The sequence below is a fragment of the Rhodococcus sp. IEGM 1302 genome (assembly GCF_030056935.1).
GTDB classification, from domain to species: Bacteria; Actinomycetota; Actinomycetes; order Mycobacteriales; family Mycobacteriaceae; genus Rhodococcus_F; species Rhodococcus_F qingshengii.
The window spans coordinates 1-19,225 of record NZ_JASHKY010000039.1 but is presented as its reverse complement, the minus strand read 5'-3'; the positions used below and the strand labels follow the sequence as shown (position 1 = coordinate 19,225).

Genomic DNA, 19,225 nt, shown 5'->3' with positions numbered 1-19,225 from the left:
GCAGTTTCTCCTGTCGTAATCTGGCGCCATGCCACAAGCCCGCCGCCGACGCTCGGTCACCACTCGTTCCATCGAGCGACACGGCCGTGGCCTGCGCGGACCGCTACTTCCCCCGGAGGTGCCCGCCAGGCGTACCCGCGCGGAGAAGTTCGATCTCCTGGTGCTCGACGCCTTCTCTCCCGTCGACCTCGCATGGCACGACCGGCTGACGAAACTCGACATCGCAGTGGACGAAGTTCCGAAGATTCACGCCCACGATCCGGAGTCCGTCACATGGCCGCCGGAGGTCATCGCAGACGGCCCGGTTCCACTGTCACGACTGATTCCGGCCGGAATCGACCGTCACGGAAATACGACTCGCGCAAGAATTGTGCTGTTTCGCCGCCCATTGGAGCAGCGAGCGAAGGATCCGGAAGAACTCACGGATCTGGTGCACGACGTGTTGGTCCATCAAGTCGGCACGTATCTGGGCGTCGACCCACAGGTCATCGACCCCACGCTGCCCGACGAGGACTGATACTGCCCGACGAGGACTGACGCACTGTCAGACGAAAAAACTGATGTCACACGAAGAAGTAAATCCACACGAAGAACAAAACAGTCGTTGCTTGACCTGCAATTCCCCGTTGCAGGTCAGACTTTCGAAGACCGCCCGTCAGCCCCGACGCTGACAGAACCGATTCAGCAGCAGATCAGATGATCCCCCGCTTGAGTCGCCGACGCTCGCGCTCGGACAACCCTCCCCAGATTCCGAACCGTTCGTCGTTCGCGAGCGCGTACTCGAGGCACTCGTCACGAACTTCACAACCGAGGCAGATCCGTTTTGCTTCCCTCGTCGATCCTCCCTTTTCAGGAAAGAACGCTTCGGGATCGGTCTGCGCGCAGAGAGCACGCTCCTGCCACTGATCCTCGATGGTGTCGAACAATTCTTCGAAGCCGGTGACGAGACTCAGCACTGGCCGAGTACTCATACCGTCGAACTCACTGCTGCAGGCACCTTCTGCTGCGCCTGCTCGGGAATCGGTCTGCGGTTCGTCGCTTACTGTCATTGCGAGAGAACTGATCTCGACATTTTCATTGGGCATCGTTCCGCCTCCTCACCTGTAATAGCGCAGAATTTTCACTCCATCTTCAACCCCACCCCGTCGACCGTTCGAAACTGTGTTCGAAACCGGCCCCGCTGCAAGTGAACTCACAAGTAGCGGTTGGAATGACACATTTGAGATTACACACGTCCAGCGTGTCGCGGTCAAGCTAAACGGGATGAATCCATTAGTATTCCGGCCCTCAATTGACGGGACCTTCTGCCCGCCAGACACGACGACGCGCCGACCGCCTAGGCTCTGTTGTCGTGAACGTGACTGTATTGGTTGGCGGCGTCGGCGGGGCCCGTTTCCTTCAAGGTGTTCAAAACGCGCTCGGAATCGCCGGTGGTGAATCCCTCGAGAAATACGAAGGCCCACATCGCATCACGGCCGTCGTCAACGTCGGGGACGACGTGTGGATGCACGGTCTGCGCATCTGCCCCGATCTGGACACTTGTATGTACACACTCGGCGGCGGTATCGACACCGAACGCGGGTGGGGGCACGCCGGCGAAACCTGGAATGCGAAAGAAGAACTCGCGGCATACGGAGCGAAGCCGGACTGGTTCGGCCTCGGAGATCGCGATATCGCAACGCATTTGATTCGCAGCCAGATGCTCCGCACGGGATATCCGTTGTCCGCGATCACCGAAGCGTTGTGCAATCGCTGGAATCCCGGTGTCGCACTGCTTCCCGTGAGCGACGACCGCAGCGAAACACACGTCGTGATCACCGATCCGGAAGACGGTGAGCAGAAGGCGATTCATTTCCAGGAGTGGTGGGTACGCCATCGGGCACAGGTGGAAACGCACAGCTTCGCTCACGTCGGCGCCGAGCAGGCCAAGCCCGCGCCAGGGGTGGTCGAGGCGATCGACGGTGCCGACATCGTGCTGATCGCACCGTCCAATCCCGTCGTGAGCGTCGGCGCGATCCTCGCGGTGCCCGGCATTCGCGGTGCCCTGCGAACAACCGCGGCCAAGGTTGTCGGCCTCTCCCCCGTCATCGGCGGAAAACCGTTGCGCGGCATGGCTGACGAGTGCCTCGAGGTGATCGGGGTCGAGACGACTTCGGAGGCGATCGGTCGCCACTACGGAGCTCGTTCGATCAACGGCATTCTCGACGGCTGGCTCGTCGACGAAGGTGACACGGCCGACATCGACGGGGTGGACGTGCGAAGCATCCCACTTTTGATGACGTCCCCCGAAGAGACCGCGAAAATGGTTCGCACGGCTTTCGAGATCGCCGGAGTCGAACTGTGACCGAGCCCGGAACCGAAGCAAGCCGCGACAGAAATCACTCTCCCGGTGATCACTCCCCCGGCGCCGCAATCGAAGTCATTCCCGTGCTCGGGCTTCCCGAGTTCCGGCCCGGAGACGACTTGGCCACCGCTGTCGTCGACGCGACGCCGTGGCTCGAGAGCGGCGACGTCGTTGTCGTCACGAGCAAGGTGTTCTCCAAAGTCGAGGGTCGCATCGTTTCCTCACCGACCGATCCGGAAGAGCGCGACGCGGCACGACGCCTCCTGGTGGATCAGGAAGCCGTCCGCGTCGTGGCACGCAAGGGCCGCACTCTGATCACCGAGAACAAACTCGGAATCGTGCAGGCCGCATCGGGCATCGACGGCTCCAACGTCGACGGTGCCGAATTGGCGCTACTCCCCGTGGATCCGGATGCGAGCGCTGCGGGTCTGCGCGCCCGAATTCTCGAGAGCACGGGCAAGTCCGTCGCCGTCGTCGTCACCGACACGATGGGTCGTGCGTGGCGCAACGGGCAGACCGACGCCGCAATCGGTTCCTCCGGCATTCCGGTCCTGCACGGCTACCTCGGAGCACAGGACAGTCAAGGCAACGATCTGATCGTCACCGAGATCGCGATCGCGGACGAAATCGCCGCTGCGGGCGACTTGGTCAAGGGCAAGCTGGGCGGCGTTCCCGTCGCCGTCGTTCGTGGGCTTCGGTTCGAGGACGACGGTTCGAGTGGCCAGGATCTGATTCGCCGCGGCCCGGACGATCTGTTCTGGCTGGGCACCGAGGAAGCTACGGCGATGGGCCGTGGCCAGGCGCTGCTGTTGCGTCGATCGGTCCGACAGTTCGCAAGTGATCCCGTCGACGCGGAGATCATTCGCAGCTCGATCGCCGAGGCACTCACCGCTCCCGCACCGCACCACACGAGACCGGTTCGATTCGTGTGGCTACGCACGGAGTCGGTCCGCACGGCTCTTCTCGAGCAGATGCGCGAGAAGTGGGCCGCCGATCTTCGCGCCGACGGTCGCAGTGACGAATCCGTCGAGGCCCGGGTTGCCCGCGGAAACATCCTGTTCGACGCCCCCGAGGTCGTCATTCCCTTCTGCGTGCCCGATGGCGCACACAGTTATCCGGATGCCGGACGAACCGCGGCGGAGTCGACGATGTTCACGGTCGCCGCCGGCGCGGCAGTGCAGGGACTGCTGGTCTCGTTGGCCACCCGCGGCGTGGGAAGCTGCTGGATCGGATCGACGATCTTCGCCGCCGATCTCGTACGCGAACAACTCGATCTCCCGGCGGATTGGCAGCCACTCGGTGCCATCGCAATCGGGCACCCCCTCGAATCACTGACTCCGCGCTCTGTCTCCGCCCCCGGGGACGCGTTGGTGGAGCTGTAGGTCCATGTCAGCCGAATCGCTGCACGCCTCCGCCAAGGGCGTCCTGGAGGGCTGGGAGACGTCCTCCGAAGCGGACGAATCATTGCGGCACACGATGCTCGCGTTCCTCGATTCGGCTCCGGACGGCTGCCTTCGTCGCCACGCACCGGGACACATCACCGCGTCGTCTCTCGTTCTCGACGAGAGTGGCTGCCACGTCTTGCTGACCCTGCATCCCAAGGTGGGCAGGTGGATTCAGCTCGGCGGCCACTGCGAGCCCGACGACGAGACGGTGGTAGATGCGGCATTGCGGGAAGCTCGCGAGGAGTCCGGAATTCACGACGTTCGGATAGACGCGGACCTACTCTCCGCCCACACGCATCCGATCACGTGCTCACTCGGAGTACCGACTCGCCATCTCGATCTACGGTTTCTTGTTGTGGCGCCGGACAATTCACATATCGTCCGCAGCGCAGAGTCCACCGACCTCAGATGGTGGCCGGTGGACGCGCTCCCACCTACAGCGGAACGCGAGACCATCGACCACCTGGTCGCGCTCGCCCGTCAGCGCAAGAATCAGGACTGAATCGGAGAAAGCTGGGGCTGCTTGGCGCTCACGCCGTCGCCCGACGATGTTCCCTTCACGCGCCGAGCTACCCACGGCACCAAGAACTCTCGCGCCCATTGACGATCCTCGCGACGAGTTTCGGCTTTCGTGAGAACCGGCGCAGGCCCGAGATCGGGCGGGGTCAATCCGTGTTCGACGCCGAGCACGTCGAGCACACGCGTCGCCATGTTCTCGTGCCCGGAGGGCGACATGTGGAGGCGATCCCAGTCCCACATCCGAAGGTCCTGATATTCGGAGAATCGCCAGAAGTCGACGAGGGTCGCGTCGTGGCGGTCGGCCACCTCGCGAACAAGCTCGTTGTAGATCGCCAGACGTCCGCGGAGCTTGCCGAAGAAGGCGGACCATCCGGTGTCGTACGCGGTGAACATCAGAACCCGAGCGCCGGATGCAGTGAGCTGACCGATTGCCGAATCGTAGCGGGCGACCATCGCATCGATGTCGAGCTTCGGACGCATCATGTCGTTTCCGCCGGCGTAGATGGTCACCAGATCGGGCTTCAACGCCAGAGCGGGTTCCAACTGCTCGTCGATGATCGGTCCGAGTAGGCGACCACGAATCGCCAGGTTGGCGTAGCGGAAGTCGGGATTGTTCACCGCCAGCTGCTCGGCCACTCGGTCTGCCCACCCGCGCAGACCGTTGGGGAATCGTTCGTCGGCGTCGCCGACGCCCTCGGTGAACGAGTCACCGAGGGCAACGTAACGGCTCGGAAGAGAAGTCATACCCGCCAGTATTCCAGTAGGTCAGCTAACGATCACACATCTGTGCTGAAGCGCACGCCACCGTCCGGCAGCGTCACCCCCGGCCACACGCGTGCGCCGCGCAACAATTCACACCGCGCACCGATGTCCGCGCCGTCTCCGATGACAGCGTCGCGGACCAGCGCTCGGGGTCCGATACGGACGCCGAATCCGAGGATCGATCGTTCGACCACCGCGCCGGCTTCCACAACGGCGCCGTCGAAGAGAATTGCACCGTCGAGGCGAGCGCCTGCACCAACTTCTGCGCCTCGACCGACAACCGTGCCGCCGATCAGAACAGCGCCCGGCGCGATTCCGGCTCCGGGGTGAACCAGCGACTCGCCGCGCGGACCTTCGAGAGCCGGCGAAGGTGCGATACCTCGCACCAGGTCGGCGGAACCGCGAACGAAGTCCTCGGGGGTTCCCATGTCACGCCAGTACGACGAGTCGACGTGGCCGAACACCCGCTTGCCCTCGGCCAGGAGATTCGGGAACACCTCGCGCTCGACCGATACCGGTCGTCCTTCGGGGATCTGTTCGATGATCTCGCGCTTGAAGACGTAGCAGCCGGCGTTGATCTGATCCGTCGGCGGATCCTGGGTCTTCTCCAGGAATGCCGAGACTCGTCCGTCCTCGTCGGTCGGAACACAACCGAATGCTCGCGGGTCTCCCACACGAACCAGATGCAGGGTCACGTCGGCGTCCGTCTTCTCGTGGGTCTCGAGAATGCCGTTCAGATCGGTGCCACCGAGCACGTCGCCGTTGAACACCATGACGTTGTCACCGCGCAACTTCGGCAGAACGTTGCGGATTCCGCCACCGGTGCCCAGCGGTTCGGTCTCGAAGACGTAGTCGATCTCGAGGCCCATCTTGGAGCCGTCGCCGAAGTAGTCCTCGAATACCTCTGCCTTGAAGGACGTTCCGAGCACGACGTGCTTGATTCCGGCTGCCTCGATGCGGGCGAGCAGGTGCGTCAGGAACGGAAGGCCGGCTGTCGGAAGCATCGGCTTGGGCGCCGACAGCGTCAACGGACGCAGCCGAGTGCCCTTGCCGCCTACCAGGATTACGGCGTCGGTCGGATTCGGATCGGACATCATTTTCCCCCGTGGTTCGAAACTGATGGGTTGTCGGTCGAGTTGTCGGTGCGAGCGCGCTCGCGAACTGCAGAAGCTACGGCGATCTTGGATCGCACCGCGAGGCCACCGCGCAAGGCAAGTCGTAGCGGAGCCTGCCACCAGTGCGGATGGCGATCAGCCTGGAACTGGTACGCACTGCGATGATGGGCAGGCAACATCAGTTCCGGATGACGTCCTGCCGCATGGCCTTTGGCATGGGTGACGACGGCCGAGGGGACGAATACGTTGAGCCACCCGGCTTTTCCGAGGCGGTCACCGAAGTCCACGTCCTCCATGTACATGAAGTAACGAGAGTCGAAACCGGAGATGGTGTCGAAGGCGTCGCGTCGCACCAGCAGGCACGACCCGGAAAGCCACCCCACTGCACGCTCGGTGACGGCCTCGTTCTCCTGACGGTAACGAGCAGTCCACGGGTTCTTCGGCCATACGGTACCGAGCAACGCGTGCCCGACGCCCGAGGTGATGTCGGGCACCGTTCGCGCCGACGGATAGACACTGCCGTCCGGTTCGAGGACCTTCGGCCCCAGTGCACCGGCCCTTGGCCACCGATTTGCCGCAGCCACCAATTCGTCGAGTGAACCGGGTGCCCATTGGACGTCCGGGTTGGAAATCACGACGAATTCGATCGACGAATCGATCTCCGCTACAGCCCGATTTATCGCTCCCCCGTACCCGATGTTTCCGCCGGTTCGAAGCAGACGGACATGCTCGTACTTGGCATCGGCGGCCTCGGGGGCACCATCGGTCGACCCATTGTCGGCCATGATGACCTGGGGTTTTTCTGTCGTCGCCACAGCGAGCGTGCTCAAGAAATTCTCGAGATGCTCGCCTGGCGAGTAGGTCACCGTTACCACGGCCAGCTTGGGACTCACGCCGGTCAGCCTAGCCGTCCGCGGCCACTGTCCCGAACAATGCTCACGCCAGAGCGGCGTGCAGAGCCTCTCGCCACGGACGCAGCGGCGTCATTCCCGCGGTAACCCACGCGCGCTCGGACAAGACCGAATATGCCGGGCGCGGGGCAGGGCGTACGAACTCCGCACTACTGCACGGGCGCACCCGAGCAGGGTCTGCTCCGATCTCCTCGAAAACAGCTCGCGCCAACTCGTACCAACTTGCTTGCCCGCCGTTGGTCACGTGGAATGTCGACGCACCCGTGAAGTCCAGCAGCGCGAGTTCGACGATGCCGCCGGCCAGATCGACGCTGTACGTGGGTGACCCGATCTGGTCGTCCACGACGTTCACGAATTCGCGTTCGGCTTCGAGCCTTCTCATCGTGGCGACAAAATCCGTGCCGACACCGGAGTACACCCACGCGGTGCGGACAACGGCCGCGTCAGCCCCCGACTCTCGAACAGCGATCTCGCCGTCCAGTTTGGTTCGGCCGTAGACCGTCGCGGGACCGGTCGGTGCATCGACGTCGTATGGCGAGCTTGCATCGCCCGGAAAGACGTAGTCCGTCGAAACGTGGATCAACCGCGAACCCACCCGCGCACAGGCTTGCGCGAGATTCCGCGGTCCGATCTCGTTGACCGCCCTCGCCGCCTCCTGGTCGGTCTCGGCAGCATCGACGGCCGTGTACGCAGCGCAGTTGATCAGCACCGAACCAGGCGAGACGAAGTCGTCGACCGCGCGGCTGTCGGTGATGTCGAGCTCGCGGGAACCGACGGCCGTCACAGTGTGACCCGCCGACGTTGCGAGAGCATCGATACGTGTTCCGAGCTGCCCTCGGGCGCCGGTGAGCAGGATATTCGTCACACGGTTGAGTCTGGCACGCCGCGTCGAGGTACCCGCGGCCGAGCATCGGACCAGTAACCTGAAGGGGTGTCCCACCAGCAACCGCAGCGCCGCGCGCGTCCACGACCTGCGCCGATTCGGACCAAGACGAGCCCGGCTCGCATAGCGGTCGCGGTGCTGTCCGTGCTCGTACTGCTGGTCACCGGGTTCGCGTGGCGGGGTGTGGACTCGTTGAGAAACAGCCTTGCCACTGCCAGCGGACTCGGCCTCGGTGGCGGCAAGGACGGCGCCATCGACATTCTGATGGTGGGAACGGACAGTCGAACGGACGCGCACGGCAACCCGCTCTCACAAAGCGAGCTCGACTCGTTGCGCGCAGGTGAGGAAGTTGCGTCCAATACCGACACCATCATCTTGATCCGCGTCCCCAACGACGGGAGTTCCGCGACCGCGATCTCGATTCCCCGCGACGCGTACGTCAACGTCCCGGGTATCGGTATGTCGAAGATCAACGCCGCGTTCGGTGCCACCAAGGAAACCGAGCGGCTGAAGTTGGTCAACAACGGGTCGTCCGACAGCGACGCAGACAAGAAGTCGACCGAAGCCGGCCGGACCGCGCTCATCGGAGCGGTGGCGAATCTGACCGGCATCACCGTCGATCACTACGCCGAAGTCGGACTACTCGGATTCGTCCTGCTGACCAACGCAGTGGGCGGAGTCGACGTGTGCCTCAACGCGCCGGTAGACGAACCGATGTCCGGAGCCAATTTCGCGGCCGGGAAACAGACACTCGACGGCGCCGACGCGCTGAGCTTCGTGCGACAACGACACGACCTTCCTCGCGGCGACCTGGACCGGATCGTTCGCCAGCAGGTGTTCATGGCTTCTCTCGTCAGCAAGGTACTCAGCGCAAAAACCCTCAGTGACCCCGGCAAGCTCAGTCAGCTGACCTCGGCTGTCCAGCGTTCCGTCGTGATCGACGACGACTGGGACATCATCGAGTTCGCCAAGCAGTTGCAGAATCTGGCCGGCGGCAAGGTGCAATTCGAGACCATTCCCGTTCTCGACATCAACGGCATGACCGACTACGGCGAGTCCATCGTCAAGGTCGATCCCAAGGCCGTCAAGAAGTACATCGCGGGATTGGTCGGCGCCGACAGCGAGGACTCGGAGGAGACCTCCGAAGCACCGACCACGGTGAATGCGTCCTCGATCACGGTCGACGTCGCAAACGCCAGTGACGTCGCAGGGTTGGCCAGCGGTGTTTCCGAAGCGTTGAGTGCCCTCGGGTACAAGCAGGGTCAGGTCGGCAACAACACCGGCTCGGACGTCACCGAATCGACGGTGTTCGCAAAGTCCGCGGACGACGACGCAGCACTCGCGGTGGCCGAGGCACTCGGCGGTCTGACGGTCAAGGAGGATTCGTCATTGTCCTCGGGCAAGGTTCGGGTTGTCATTGCCGAGGACTACAGCGGCCCGCAGTCCGCGGACGCGGTATCCCCGTCCGAAGGAGCGACAAGCACGACTGAATCGTCGAGCACCACCGAGACCAGCCCCACTCCCGCCCCTCCCGGTCCGCCGATCGACGCGGCCTCCAACGGCCCACGCTGTGTCAACTGAAAAATTGTGTGAAGTGAGCGGCTGCGTAAGCTGACGACGTGCCTTCGCCTGTAGACAACCTGACCGACGCCCTCCTCGGACCGATCCTGGCTGCCGACCCGGCCGGCCCTCGCGTGACCTACTACGACGACGCCACCGGCGAGCGCATCGAATTGTCTGCGAGCACTCTGGCCAACTGGGCGGCAAAGACAGCGAATATGGTCCGCGACGAGTTCGCTCTCGAGCCCGGCGGCAAAGTTGCCGTGCTGCTTCCCGCGCACTGGCAGAGCGTCGCCGTCTTGCTGGGTGTGTGGTGGGCAGGCGGTGAGGTGGTCCTCTCCCCCGACGCCGACGCCGAACTGGCTTTTGTCACTGCCGACCGACTGGACGATGTTGCGGACGTACCGGAAGTAGCCGCACTCTCCCTCGACGCGTTCGGCAAAGGTTTGAGCGATCTTCCGCTCGGCGTCGCCGACTACGCAACCTCCATCCGTGTGCACGGCGACCAGTTCCGTAGCGCCGGGGCCGGTTCGGCGCTCGAAGGCCGGTCCGTAGCGGACACGATCGACGCGGCACGGGCATCGGCGAAGAACGTCGAATTGGTGTCGACGGATCGTGTCCTCTCCAGTCGCACGTGGGACACGGCAGACGAATTGATCGACGGGCTTCTGGCAGTTCTCGCCGCGGGCGCCTCACTCGTGCAGGTGGCCCACCCGGACGCGGAAGCTACCGCGCGCCGAGTGGGCACCGAGAAGGTCACGAAACAGTTCTGAACGCTAGCTCGCGAGAGCTGTCACCGGTGACACCAGCCCCGCCCGCCTAGCGGGGAGCAGTGACGCGATCACACCGCAAATTCCGCCGATCAACACGATGGCTACCAACTGCACCCACGGCACTGCGCTGAGGGCGACGTCCTCGATCCCGAATACCGATGCGGTACCGGCTACACCGAACACCATCCCGAACAGCACTCCGATCACCGATGCGACTCCTGCCACGAGCAGCGCTTCCCAGATCAACATGGCTCGAATTCCCTTCTTGGTCAGTCCGAGTGCGCGAAGCAGTCCGGATTCGCGGCGCCGTTCGAGAACGGACAGTGCCATGGTGTTTCCGACGCCGATCAAAGCAATCAACACCGCTACCGACAGCAATCCGGCAACCACCATGAGCATGGTGTCGAGGATCGAATCGAGAGCTGAACGCATCTCGGTCATGCCCTGAACATCGCTGCCCGGCGCTTCCTGGCGTGCCAGTTCCGTGATGCGGTCGGTGGCGGCCAAAGCCTGTTCGTCAGTATCCGTCCCCAGCCTTACCCAGTACGAATCGGTGGTCGGCGCGGTGGCCGCTGCACCGAGATCGCCTCGATCCAGTAGTGCTGGTTGACCTTTCGCGCCCTCGACCACGCTGACGTTCACGATGCCGCGATCCCCACGCACCGTCGCCGTATCGCCCGCCGAGAGCTTGTATTCGGTCAGGTCAGCGGGCGAGAGCACCAACTGACCGGCCGCGGGCACCGAGATCTCGGTACGCAGAACATCTTTCACCCGAGCAGCGTCGACGCCGAATCCGGCCAACGAACCGCGTCCGTCGATCGTCAGTTCGGCCTTGTCCAGACCGCTCACCGCGCCGACACCGTTGACCGCGGCGATGTCTGTGCCCAACCCTGCGGGAAGCGGTGCCGAACCGGAACTGCTCACCATGACGTCGACGGGGAATTGACTGTCCATCGCCGCGGGTGCGGCTTCCTTGACCGTCGCGATTCCCACGACGAGCGTGCTCGTCAAGGCCACACCGATCAACAATGCGGTGGCCGTCGCCGACGTGCGGCGTGGGTTCCGACCGGCGTTGCCTGCTGCCAGGCTTCCCACCGGACCGATCAGTCTCGCCAACACTCCGCCGGCCGCATTGATCAGTGCAGGCACGATTCGACCGGACAGTGCCGCGATCCCCAGGAACGAGAACAATCCACCGGCGGTTGCGGCCGGCACCTGCTGATTCGTCACTCCCAGGACGGTCATCGCTATGCCCGCGAGCAGGATCACCACGCCGAGAACCCGGCGCACCACCGATACCTGAACGCTCTCGGGCTTGGACTCCATCGGCTGCAGTGCTGACAGCGGGGAGAGCCTCGTTGCCGCCCGCCCGGGCGCAGATGCAGCGAGCATCGTCATCACGATGCCGACGGCAAGACCGACGAGCACGGTCACCGGGGTGACGCTCAGTGACGAAAGAGGAACCGGCACATCTGCGGCCGTTGCTACGCGACCGATTGCCCAGGCAAGTCCGACACCCAGTCCGACGCCGATCACCGAGGCGATCACGCCGACCGCCGCGGCTTCACTGCGAATGCTCCGGCGAACCTGTTTGGCCGTGGCGCCGACGCATCGCAGCAACGCAAGTTCCTGAGTGCGCGCCGCGAGCAGCACGGCAAATGTATTGGCGATCACCAGCGCGGCAACAACAACGGCGATGGCGCCGAAGGCGAGCAACACCGTGCTGAGGATCTTGGTGCCGCCCATGTATTCGGCTGCGGCGTTGTCTGTGGCTTCTTCGCCGGTCAGCACGGTGGAGTCCGCGGGCAACGCGCTCGAGATCGAATCCACGAGTTCTTGCTGAGAGCGTGAACCGTCACCGGCGACACGGAACTCACGTTCGGCACTGTCACCGGCCCACGCGCTCACCTGTTCGGCAGTGGTGAATATTTTGATCCCGCCCAGACGTTGCGCCGAACCGGAGAGGTCGACCAGTCCGACTACCTCCGCGGTGGGTGCGGCGGCACCGACCGTCGAATCCCGTGCCGTGACTGTGATTCGGGCACCGATCGGTATCCCGGAGTCCGCGCTCACCAACACCTGCCCCAGACCGGCCGGAATCGATCCCTCCGACACCTTCTCCCAACGCAATTCGGGACTGTCGGCAATCGAGAGCGCATCCCCGTAGGACGCGCCCTTTGCCTCGGAGTCGACACGAACATAGGTCGACACGTCGTCGGCCACCGCCGAGACGCCCGGCACCGCGCTCAGCAGTGCTTCTGTCACGCCTGGACCGGACGCGACGACATCTGTGGTTTCGTATTGCGTCGCAAGTGATTTGCTCACACTCGCGTCGACCGTCGAGCTCAAGGTCAAAGTCGCGACGATGTATCCGACGGCGATCACCACCGCGAGTATCGACGCCACATAGCGCCCGGCATGTGCCCGCGCCTGCGCAAAAGCCAGACCTCTCATCGCAGTGCACCCGAAACTGCAGGAACATCGGCCAGGTCGTCGGCACCGAGAGCTCGCATGGCACCGATCACCGAGTCGACGGTGGGATGGTCGATCTCTCCGGCTATACGCCCGTCCGCGATCAACACGACTCGATCCGCGTACGACGCCGCCACCGGATCGTGTGTCACCATCACGACCGTCTGACCGGTCTCCCGGACACTGGTGCGCAAGAGTCCCAGAACCTCTGTCCCGGAACGGGAATCCAGGTTGCCGGTAGGCTCGTCGGCAAAGATCACGTCGGGCTGCGGCAGTAGTGCGCGGGCGACGGCTACGCGTTGCTGCTGACCGCCCGACAATTCGTGCGGCAGGTGATCGAGACGCTGCGACAGGCCCAGCTTGCCGATCACCTCGTCCATCCACTCGGGCGAGGGTTCACTACCTGCCAGCTTCATCGGCAGCAGCATGTTCTCCCGAGCAGTGAGCACCGGTAGCAGGTTGAACGCTTGGAAGACGAATCCGATTCGCTCGCGTCGCAGTTCGGTGAGCTCCGTGTCGCCGAGTTTCGTGACTTCGGTGTCGCCCAGGAAAACCTGCCCACCCGAGACCGTGTCGAGTCCGGCCAGGCAGTGCATGAGCGTCGACTTTCCGGAGCCGGACGGGCCCATGATCGCGGTGAACCGCTCGCGACCGAAGTCCACGTCGACTCCGCCGAGCGCGTGAACCGTGGTCTCACCGGTGCCGTACACCTTGGTGACACCGCGGGCAGTGATCGCCGGCACTGCGGCTGGTTCCGTCGTGGTGTGCGCATGCATTTTTTGCCCTCCGTAAAGCTTCTCGCTATGACGGAATCGACGTTATTGCAGCGCAAGTGGTCTCCGCGTCGGAGTGCGGGGCGATCTTGGAGAGCCCGGTGTCATCCCGGGGTAGGACTGGACAGGGCGGCGTGTCAGCCCTCGGTGCCGAGGAGATCTGCGCGCCGGACAAGTCCGATCTGGAAGGCGAAGACGACTGCCTGTACACGATCACGAGAATGAGTCTTCGAAAGAACCCGTCCGACATGGGTTTTCACTGTCGTCTCGGAGACGTGGAATTTCGCAGCGATCTCCGAATTCGACAGCCCGTACGCCATGGCTTCGAGCACCTCGACCTCGCGCGGCGTCAACTCTTCGGGCAACTGCGCTTCGGGCGCCGAGCCTTCCAGGAGTGGCCCGACGTGCTGAAGCAGTCGCCGAGTGGCCCGGGCTTCGATCACCGCGTCCCCGCGGTGCACGGTGCGGATGGCGTCGAGCAACTGCTCCGGTGGCACGTCCTTGAGCAGGAAACCACTGGCGCCCGCCCGGATAGCCGACATCACGTACTCGTCGTTGTCGAAGGTGGTGAGCACCACGACCTTCGGCGCATCGGGGTCGGCCAGGAGCCGACGAGTCGCCTCGATGCCGTCCATCTTCGGCATCTGGACATCCATCAGAACGACGTCGACATGACGGGCGGCCAACTCGGTCAACGCCTGCTGACCGTCCGAAGCCTCGACAACCACCGACAGATCCGGCTGTGAGTCGATGACCATTCGAAAACCTGCGCGGACCAGCTGCTGATCGTCGATCAGTGCCACTGCGATCGGAGCCACGTGTTCGTCCATGCCACTCACCTTAAGACCTTCGGACGTTTCTAGACCTACCCAGACGTTCGTTCGTACGGCAAGACGGCCCGGACGCTGTATCCGCCGCCTGATTTCGGTCCGGCGGTCACTTTGCCTCCGTGCAGCTTGGCTCGCTCGGCCATTCCGATCAGTCCCTGTCCGCCTGGTGACGATTCGACCAGCGCGGCGCTGCCGCCTCGTCCGTCGTCGGTGATACCGAGAACGAGTTCGGTTTCAGCCCAGGTCATCTCGACGCTCGCCTGTGCTCCTGGCCCCGCATGTTTGAGAACGTTCGTCAGCGATTCCTGGACGATGCGATAGGCCGTCAACCCCGCACCCGCAGAGAGTTCGCGTGGTTCCCCGGTCACGCTGACGGCGATGTCGAGTCCGCTGCTGCGTAACTCGTGGAAGAGACTGTCGATGTCGCCGGCGCCCGGGATCACCGAGAAATCACGGGGCGTGTCCTCACGCAGGACGGACAGCAGCGATCGCATGTCGGTCAACGCTTGGCGGCCGGTGGAGGCAATTGTTTCGAGTGCCTGAATTGCAGCCTGAGGATCCTTGGCCGCGCTGTAGCGTCCGCCGTCGGCCTGAGCGATGACAACGGTCAACGAATGAGCAACGATGTCGTGCATCTCGCGCGCAATCCTCGAGCGTTCGCTGATCGTCGCGATTTCCGCTTCCTGCGCACGCTCGAGTTCGAGCAACCGTGCGCGCTCGGTCAGGCCTTCCAATTGTTTGGTGCGGACTCGACGCAGGTCACCGAACGCCCATACCGCGAGCATGAAGATCATGACGGCCACGGACTGCATGACCTGGGAGGACACCGGGATTCCGTCGTAGCCGAAGTATCGAACAGTTCCGGCAATCGAGCCGAGCAACGCGAGCACCAGCCCGGTGAGTGAACTCCACCGAGCGCCGTAAGCGGCCAGCGCGTACAGGGAGATGGGGACGACAACGGCCGATGCGAGCAGTGTGTTGCCGATGAAGATCACGTGTAGAACTGCGAACCCTGCGATCACCATGCCGGAGAGTTCGGGGCGCGAGCGTCGCCACGCCAACGGAACGGTCATACCCAGCGAGATGAACACCGCCAGCGGACTCGCCTCGACCGCCACGACAACGCTGAACAGTGCGGCAACCGTCGCAATGCAGATGTCCACACCGCGAGCATGATCCGCGCTCCAACGGACGAAGCGCTCACTAGTCGGAAAACGAGCCATGCCGCCAAGAGTAGCTTTTACTGACGAGCTTTCACTCAGGTGCGGTAACCGCCGTCTTCGAGACCGGCCTCGATTTCGAAGCGGTTGCGCGGCCCGCGATGACGCAGTTCCTCACGCAGGTACAACAACCCGAATATGATTCCGTACCTGGCCCATTGGTCTGCATGAACGGCCTCGTGACGAAGGACGGATCGAGTCGTGTTCCGCCGCGTGAGATACACACCACCGAGAGTTGTTCCCCCTCTGGCGAACCCGCTGCACAGCCCGGAAGCGACGAAGATCCCGGACTCGTCGTCGAAGCGGATGTCCGCGCCGAGAATCCTGGCGTACAGCAGGGCGACGCGTGTGACGAACGCGGACTGCGCGCTGCCCCGACTCGCTCGGATCAGCGGCAGCCCGCGTCGTGCACACACGAGAAGATCAGCCCAGCAGTTTTTCGCGGAGCGCCTTGTCCTTGTCGAGCACCATCGACTCGAGGCTCTCCTGGAACGCCACCATCCGCTGCTGCAGTGCGGGATCCGAAGCACCGAGAATCCGAGCAGCCAGCAGACCGGCGTTGCGAGCGCCACCGATCGACACTGTCGCCACCGGGACGCCGGCCGGCATCTGGACGATCGAAAGCAGCGAATCCATACCGTCGAGGTACTTGAGCGGCACCGGAACACCGATGACCGGCAACGGCGTAGCCGAGGCAACCATGCCCGGAAGATGCGCGGCGCCACCGGCACCGGCGATGATGACCTTGATTCCGCGGCCGGAAGCTTCCTTGGCGTAGTCGAGCATCCGCTGAGGCGTGCGGTGCGCCGAGACGACACCGACCTCGAAGCGGATACCGAACTCGGCCAAAGCTTCGGCTGCAGCTTCCATGGTCGGCCAATCCGAATCGCTGCCCATGATCAGGCCGACCTGCGCGCTCTCACTCACCGTGTACATCCCATCCGTCGGTCCAAACTGCGTACGAAAGCCAATGTGCTGCGCGCTCGGCGCGTTCCCGAACTGCGGCAACGTAATTCGGATCGTCGATGGATCCGGCGCCGCCCACGATGTTGACGTGACCGATCTTGCGATCCTTGCGCTCACCCTTGCCGTACAGGTGGATCTTCGCGTCGGGCATTCGAGCGAACAGGTGATGGACACGCTCGTCCATCGTCATCTCGGGCGCTTCCGGTGCACCGAGAACGTTTGCCATCACCGTGACCGGTGCGATCGGCGAGGTCTCGCCGAGCGGGTAGTCGAGAACTGCACGCAGATGCTGTTCGAACTGAGAGGTGCGTGCGCCGTCCATCGTCCAGTGACCGGAGTTGTGCGGGCGCATGGCCAGCTCGTTGACCACGAGAGTGCCGTCAGTCGTCTCGAAGAGTTCCACGGCCATCGAGCCGACAACACCGAGCTCGGACGCGATGCGCAACGCCAATTGTTCGGCTTCCTCGGCAACGGCACTCGAAAGGGCGGGAGCAGGTGCGATCACGACGGCGCACTGGCCGTTGCGCTGAACGGTCTCTACGACCGGCCACGTAGCGCCCTGGCCGAACGGCGACCGCGCGACCATGGCGGACAGTTCCCGACGCATCGAGACCATTTCCTCGACGATCAGCGGAACACCCTTGTCCAGCTGCTCGGTGACAATGGCTTCTGCTTCGTCCTGATCGTCGGTGATCCAGACTCCGCGGCCGTCGTACCCTCCGCGAGTTGCCTTGATGACAAGCGGCCAACCGTGTTGGGCACCGAAACGCACGACGTCTTCTGCCCACGTCACTTCGGCGTACGCAGGTACGGGCGCGCCCAGTTCGGCAAGTTTGCGACGCATCAGAAGTTTGTCCTGAGCGAAGATCAGAGCCTGCGGCGGCGGCTGAACGTTCACGCCTTCGGCAACAAGAACCTCGAGATGCTCAGTGGGCACGTGCTCGTGGTCGAACGTCAACGCGTTGGAACCGACCGCTGCGCGGCGAAGAGCGTCGAGGTCGGTGTGGCTGCCGAGCACGACGTCGGGGCTGACCTGAGCTGCCGGCTCGTCCGAAGTCCCGGAGAGCACTCGGAGCGTCTGGCCCAGGGCCACCGCCGCCTGGTGAGTCATCCTGGCCAACTGTCCGCCACCGATCATGGTGACGACGGGCATGGATGCTTTTGCCGGTCGAGGGGTGGTCGGGCGGGCGGGGATCTGCGCGGGATCGTTGTTGCCGGTCACGGCTCTCTATGTTGTCATGTGCCGCGTTCGCCCGTTCATTCAGCGTTCCCAATCTGTGATTCTGCTGATGAATCCGCGGCAAATTGGTGGTAACGCGGTTTCGTTTCGTAAACTCATCTGTTGTGCCATTTGTCGACGGGGTCATTGCCCGCATACCCCAACCGTTTCGTGACATCGCTCTGCGTAACAGCGAGCTGATCAAATTCGCGATCGTCGGCGGAACGACCTTCCTCATCGACTCGGGCATCTTCTACACACTCAAGCTGTCGATCCTCGAATCCAAGCCGATCACGGCCAAGATCATCGCCGGCGTCGTCGCGGTGATCGCGTCGTACATTCTCAACCGCGAGTGGTCGTTCAAGAACCGTGGTGGCCGTGAACCAGCGCACGAAGCTGCGCTGTTCTTCATCATCAGCGCCATCGGTGTCGTCATCAGCTTCATCCCGCTGTACATCTCCAGTTACGTCTTCAACCTGCGCGTACCCGAAGTCAGCCTGGCGACGGAGAACATCGCCGACTTCATCAGTGCATATGTCATCGGCAACCTGCTGCAGATGGCGTTCCGATTCTGGGCCTTCCGCAAGTTCGTGTTTCCCGACGAGAATCCGGAACCGCTCGAGCTGTCCGACACCACAGGATTGTCCGAAACCACAGCGTTATCCGAAACCACGGCGCCTGACCCGGTAATTCCTGATGCCGAAGAGGAGCTCGGGCACTCCTGAGTTTTCCGTCTGCGCCGACCTTTCGGTCAGCGCGGTTCGCGGTGCGGAACGACGTCCGCGGTCGGCGCCGTGTTGGCCACCGGCAGGAAGACGGCGAACAAGGCAGGCTTACGCCTCTGCAGTTCCAGGCGGCCCCCGTCGGCTTCGATCAGTGCACGTGCGAGCGCCAACCCGACGCCGGTGGACCCCGCCCCCGAAAATCCTCTGTCGAAGATGTGCGGCGCCAGATCGTTCTCCACACCGGAGCCTTCGTCGGTGACCTCGACGCACACCATCGAGTCACGGCGAGACGAACTGCGACCCGTACCGTCGATCAATCGCACCGACACCGTGCACGTGCCTTCACCGTGTTCGAACGAATTGTCGACCAGAACGGAAACAGCTTCACGCAGACGCGAACCTGTGGTCGCAGCCATCACCGTGCGATCGCCGCGTAGGCGCAGCCTGCGTCCCTCTCCGTCGAACTGAGCCTGCCAGTCGCGAGTCACCTGTTCCAGCTCGCCGACTACCGACACCAGACTCGCCGATGACCCACTGGTGCGCGACGAGCGAATCAGGTCGTCGATTCCGTCGGTGAGCCTGTCCACTTGCGCCATGGCTTCCTCTGCCTCGTTCACGACGTCAGGATCTTCGTGAACGGACAACTCGTCCAGGCGCAGCCGCACTGCAGTCAGTCGACTGCGCAGTTGATGCGAGACGTCCGCAACC

At 63.5% G+C, this 19,225-nt stretch carries 20 protein-coding genes; 7 read left to right on the top strand and 13 right to left on the bottom strand.

What is annotated here, in order from left to right; all coding sequences use genetic code 11:
* The first annotated feature begins 28 nt into the window (after positions 1 to 28).
* Entirely contained in the window at positions 29 to 517 is a 489-nt protein-coding gene (locus QM609_RS27605; RefSeq protein WP_003940797.1) for a metallopeptidase family protein, read from the top strand.
* A 175-nt stretch (positions 518 to 692) separates the two neighbouring features.
* On the opposite strand, the gene QM609_RS27600 is transcribed toward QM609_RS27605, so the two are convergent.
* Positions 693 to 971 carry a WhiB family transcriptional regulator gene (locus tag QM609_RS27600; RefSeq protein WP_020907098.1) on the bottom strand — a complete coding sequence of 93 codons (279 nt, stop codon included), beginning with the start codon at positions 969 to 971 and terminating at the stop codon, positions 693 to 695.
* A gap of 380 nt (positions 972 to 1,351) precedes the next feature.
* Here QM609_RS27600 and cofD point away from each other — a divergent pair, with 380 nt between their 5' ends.
* From cofD to QM609_RS27585, 3 genes are read left to right on the top strand one after another with little or no spacing between them, the layout of a single operon-like run.
* A complete protein-coding gene (gene cofD / locus QM609_RS27595) occupies positions 1,352 to 2,344 on the top strand; it encodes a 2-phospho-L-lactate transferase (RefSeq protein ID WP_003940958.1) in 993 nt (330 codons plus the stop codon).
* Entirely contained in the window at positions 2,341 to 3,726 is a 1,386-nt protein-coding gene (locus tag QM609_RS27590) for a coenzyme F420-0:L-glutamate ligase (RefSeq protein WP_050654898.1), read from the top strand. Before cofD ends, QM609_RS27590 begins: the two co-directional genes overlap by 4 nt.
* A 4-nt stretch (positions 3,727 to 3,730) precedes the next feature.
* A complete protein-coding gene (locus tag QM609_RS27585; protein WP_003940680.1) occupies positions 3,731 to 4,291 on the top strand; it encodes an NUDIX hydrolase in 561 nt (186 codons plus the stop codon).
* Here QM609_RS27585 and QM609_RS27580 read toward each other — a convergent pair.
* The 4 genes from QM609_RS27580 to rfbD are packed head-to-tail and all read right to left on the bottom strand — an operon-like array spanning position 4,282 to position 7,961.
* Entirely contained in the window at positions 4,282 to 5,052 is a 771-nt protein-coding gene (locus tag QM609_RS27580; protein WP_003940765.1) for an SGNH/GDSL hydrolase family protein, read from the bottom strand. The genes QM609_RS27585 and QM609_RS27580 overlap by 10 nt on opposite strands.
* A gap of 32 nt (positions 5,053 to 5,084) precedes the next feature.
* Entirely contained in the window at positions 5,085 to 6,167 is a 1,083-nt protein-coding gene (manB, locus tag QM609_RS27575; RefSeq protein WP_037125580.1) for a mannose-1-phosphate guanylyltransferase, read from the bottom strand.
* Positions 6,164 to 7,078 carry a glycosyltransferase family 2 protein gene (locus tag QM609_RS27570; RefSeq protein ID WP_003940999.1) on the bottom strand — a complete coding sequence of 305 codons (915 nt, stop codon included), beginning with the start codon at positions 7,076 to 7,078 and terminating at the stop codon, positions 6,164 to 6,166. The genes manB and QM609_RS27570 overlap by 4 nt, the downstream gene beginning before the upstream one ends.
* Positions 7,079 to 7,121: 43 nt before the next feature.
* Entirely contained in the window at positions 7,122 to 7,961 is an 840-nt protein-coding gene (gene rfbD / locus QM609_RS27565; protein ID WP_003940884.1) for a dTDP-4-dehydrorhamnose reductase, read from the bottom strand.
* Between the two features lie 66 nt (positions 7,962 to 8,027).
* On the opposite strand from rfbD, the gene QM609_RS27560 reads away from it, so the two are divergent.
* Both QM609_RS27560 and QM609_RS27555 read left to right on the top strand, forming a co-directional pair.
* Positions 8,028 to 9,560 carry an LCP family protein gene (locus QM609_RS27560; RefSeq protein ID WP_269609992.1) on the top strand — a complete coding sequence of 511 codons (1,533 nt, stop codon included), beginning with the start codon at positions 8,028 to 8,030 and terminating at the stop codon, positions 9,558 to 9,560.
* Positions 9,561 to 9,598: 38 nt separating this feature from the next.
* A complete protein-coding gene (locus tag QM609_RS27555) occupies positions 9,599 to 10,312 on the top strand; it encodes a TIGR03089 family protein (RefSeq protein WP_003940786.1) in 714 nt (237 codons plus the stop codon).
* Between the two features lie 3 nt (positions 10,313 to 10,315).
* Here the strand turns inward: QM609_RS27555 and QM609_RS27550 are convergent, their stop codons facing one another.
* The 7 genes from QM609_RS27550 to QM609_RS27520 all read right to left on the bottom strand — a co-directional run bounded on the left by QM609_RS27550 (position 10,316) and on the right by QM609_RS27520 (position 17,726).
* Positions 10,316 to 12,766: an ABC transporter permease gene (locus QM609_RS27550; protein WP_283337623.1), complete on the bottom strand. Its 2,451-nt coding sequence runs from the start codon at positions 12,764 to 12,766 to the stop codon at positions 10,316 to 10,318.
* Positions 12,763 to 13,560 (bottom strand): ABC transporter ATP-binding protein, encoded by a 798-nt coding sequence (locus QM609_RS27545; protein ID WP_042450120.1) that lies wholly within the window; start codon positions 13,558 to 13,560, stop codon positions 12,763 to 12,765. The genes QM609_RS27550 and QM609_RS27545 overlap by 4 nt, the downstream gene beginning before the upstream one ends.
* 134 nt (positions 13,561 to 13,694) lie before the next feature.
* Entirely contained in the window at positions 13,695 to 14,387 is a 693-nt protein-coding gene (locus QM609_RS27540) for a response regulator (RefSeq protein WP_003940960.1), read from the bottom strand.
* A 35-nt stretch (positions 14,388 to 14,422) separates the two neighbouring features.
* Positions 14,423 to 15,610: a sensor histidine kinase gene (locus QM609_RS27535; protein ID WP_007731164.1), complete on the bottom strand. Its 1,188-nt coding sequence runs from the start codon at positions 15,608 to 15,610 to the stop codon at positions 14,423 to 14,425.
* A 35-nt stretch (positions 15,611 to 15,645) separates the two neighbouring features.
* Positions 15,646 to 16,023: a hypothetical protein gene (locus QM609_RS27530; protein ID WP_050654896.1), complete on the bottom strand. Its 378-nt coding sequence runs from the start codon at positions 16,021 to 16,023 to the stop codon at positions 15,646 to 15,648.
* A 7-nt stretch (positions 16,024 to 16,030) separates the two neighbouring features.
* A complete protein-coding gene (gene purE / locus QM609_RS27525; RefSeq protein WP_039973205.1) occupies positions 16,031 to 16,543 on the bottom strand; it encodes a 5-(carboxyamino)imidazole ribonucleotide mutase in 513 nt (170 codons plus the stop codon).
* Entirely contained in the window at positions 16,527 to 17,726 is a 1,200-nt protein-coding gene (locus tag QM609_RS27520) for a 5-(carboxyamino)imidazole ribonucleotide synthase (RefSeq protein ID WP_249786034.1), read from the bottom strand. Before QM609_RS27520 ends, purE begins: the two co-directional genes overlap by 17 nt.
* A 191-nt stretch (positions 17,727 to 17,917) precedes the next feature.
* On the opposite strand from QM609_RS27520, the gene QM609_RS27515 reads away from it, so the two are divergent.
* The gene (locus QM609_RS27515) at positions 17,918 to 18,517 is read left to right on the top strand and encodes a GtrA family protein (protein WP_050654895.1); all 600 of its coding nucleotides are present in this window, start codon (positions 17,918 to 17,920) and stop codon (positions 18,515 to 18,517) included.
* 26 nt (positions 18,518 to 18,543) lie between these two features.
* Here QM609_RS27515 and QM609_RS27510 read toward each other — a convergent pair.
* On the bottom strand, positions 18,544 to 19,225 hold a 682-nt coding region (locus QM609_RS27510; protein WP_283337622.1), incomplete at its 5' end, for a sensor histidine kinase.